We start from the raw sequence: 2,031 nt of genomic DNA on the forward strand, positions 1-2,031 counted from the left end.
GAAGCATGTAAAACCTGTTATAAAAATCCGGACAAGCCGGAAGTGGATTGCGATCCAGAAAAGGAGGAAGTAAAAAATGTCTACCATGTATGAATTAACTGATAATTTTATGGCAGTTTTAGAAATGGCGTCTGATCCTGAAATACCGCCGGAAGCCATAGCCGATACATTAGAGGGAATTGAAGGAGAAATAGAACTTAAAGCACAAAGTTATGCCATCATTATAAAAGAGTTGGAAGGAGAAGCCGTAAAGCTTAAAACAGAAGAAACACGGTTGTTAAGTAAAAGAAAATCATTGGAAAATAATATAAAACGAATAAAAGATAATTTGTTCAATGCAATGAAAATTACCGGAAAAGAAAAATTTAAAACAGATTTGTTTTCATTCGGAATTCAAAAAAGTCCGGCTAAGCTAGTTATAGATGATTCGTCATTAATACCTGAAAAATATTATGTTGAACAAGCTCCTAAGCTCGACGAACAACGATTAAAATCAGATTTGAAATCAGGTATTGAATGTGAATACGCCCATCTAGAACAGGGCGAGCATGTAAGGATAAGGTAGGTGATAGTTAATGGCAAATGTAATTTGTATAGCCGGCGAAAGCGGTTCAGGTAAGACCACATCGCTTCGCAATTTAAATCCGTCAGAAACATACATAATAGACGCTGATAAAAAAGGGTTGTCATGGAGAGGTTGGAAAAAGCATTATAGCATTGAGAATAAAAATTATTATGCAACCGATATTCCGAAAGATGTACATGCAACTATGAACGCTATAAATGTACGAAGACCCGAAATAAAAACTCTTGTAGTTGATACTATAGGCTCGATTATGGTTGCGGACGAAATGAGACGAATGAAAGAAAAGGGCTATGATAAGTGGCAGGATCTAGCCCAATGTATATGGGGTATGGTAGACTCGGCACATACGTACAGACCTGATCTTACCGTAATATTTATAGCGCATACCCAAACCGAACGTGATGACAGCGGATTTTTATTCACACGAATTAAAACCAGTGGTAAAAAATTAGACAAAATTTGTCTCGAAAGCAAATTTACCACGGTATTGATCGCAAAGTGTGTCGGAGGAAAATATATATTTGAAACACACGCCAAGAACAGTACAGCAAAATCTCCTATGGGTCTGTTTGAGCCAGACGAGATACCCAATGACATTGTAGAAGTTATAAAGGCATTAAATAAATATGAAAATGAAGAATAACGGAGGTTATAATGATACAGAAATTTAGTGATTACGATAATATTCAAGTTTATGAGGGCGGGCTTGCGCTTGAAGTCGGAGGATACGAACTCATCATTAAAGGCGCAAGAGTCGAGGAATTTAATGACTTTTCAATTTTAAAAATTGCGTTTGATATAATAAACCATGATAAATACGGAAAATTTTTTGAAAATAAATTTAAACAGTCTTTATTGCAAAATCCAAATGCAAAATGGCCTAACACAGGAATATTTGATGTTTTTATCCCAAAAGATGATGGGAGTGAAAAAGACGGGTTAACAAAACAGTTATTCAAAAGATTTATTACAAGCGTTGAGAAATCCAATTCCGGATATGTATGGAACTGGGACGAAAAAAGCCTTATCGGAAAAACATTCGGAGGAGTTTTCGGGCGTGAAGAATTTAAGGACAATAATGGAGAATACCGTTTTGTAATAAAATGTAGATTTGCGAATTCAGTTGAACGAATCCGCAGTGGCAATTTTACAGTTCCAAATGACAAACTGTTGAAAGAACACAGAAACAATCAACATAACAAAAGCAATGGCGAATCGCTCGGCGATTTATCCGACTATGAAGAAATCCTGGATGATGGAGACGTACCGTTTTAAAAGTTACAATTTGATTACAAAATAAAGTTAATTGCATATTTTAATGCAAAATCAGCAGTGAATCTGTCCATTAGTGAGGGGGTGTTACTATAACACAGGAACAAATAGACGCCGTTAATTTTGAAGAAGCTGAAATCGAATCTATAAAAGGCATAATTGAACATATTGCT

At 35.5% G+C, this 2,031-nt stretch carries 3 protein-coding genes; all 3 read left to right on the plus strand.

Annotated features, from left to right (window positions below):
- Positions 1-76 precede the first annotated feature (76 nt).
- The 3 genes from OCV67_RS12810 to OCV67_RS12820 are packed head-to-tail and all read left to right on the plus strand — an operon-like array spanning position 77 to position 1,861.
- Positions 77-565 (plus strand): siphovirus Gp157 family protein, encoded by a 489-nt coding sequence (locus tag OCV67_RS12810; RefSeq protein WP_147644332.1) that lies wholly within the window; start codon positions 77-79, stop codon positions 563-565.
- Positions 566-575: 10 nt separating this feature from the next.
- Positions 576-1,229 carry an AAA family ATPase gene (locus OCV67_RS12815; RefSeq protein ID WP_147644333.1) on the plus strand — a complete coding sequence of 218 codons (654 nt, stop codon included), beginning with the start codon at positions 576-578 and terminating at the stop codon, positions 1,227-1,229.
- Between the two features lie 11 nt (positions 1,230-1,240).
- Complete coding sequence (locus OCV67_RS12820; RefSeq protein ID WP_147644334.1) at positions 1,241-1,861, plus strand: hypothetical protein; 621 nt, start codon at positions 1,241-1,243, stop codon at positions 1,859-1,861.
- Positions 1,862-2,031: the final 170 nt, after the last annotated feature.

Source organism: Porcipelethomonas ammoniilytica (genome assembly GCF_025567485.1).
Taxonomy (GTDB): domain Bacteria; phylum Bacillota; class Clostridia; order Oscillospirales; family Ruminococcaceae; genus Porcipelethomonas; species Porcipelethomonas ammoniilytica.

Excerpts from the sequence above, each read along its gene's own strand:
- OCV67_RS12810 (WP_147644332.1), top strand. The coding sequence starts at position 77 with ATGTCTACCATGTATGAATTAACTGATAATTTTATGGCAGTTTTAGAA.
- OCV67_RS12815 (WP_147644333.1), top strand. The coding sequence starts at position 576 with ATGGCAAATGTAATTTGTATAGCCGGCGAAAGCGGTTCAGGTAAGACC.
- OCV67_RS12820 (WP_147644334.1), top strand. The coding sequence starts at position 1,241 with ATGATACAGAAATTTAGTGATTACGATAATATTCAAGTTTATGAGGGC.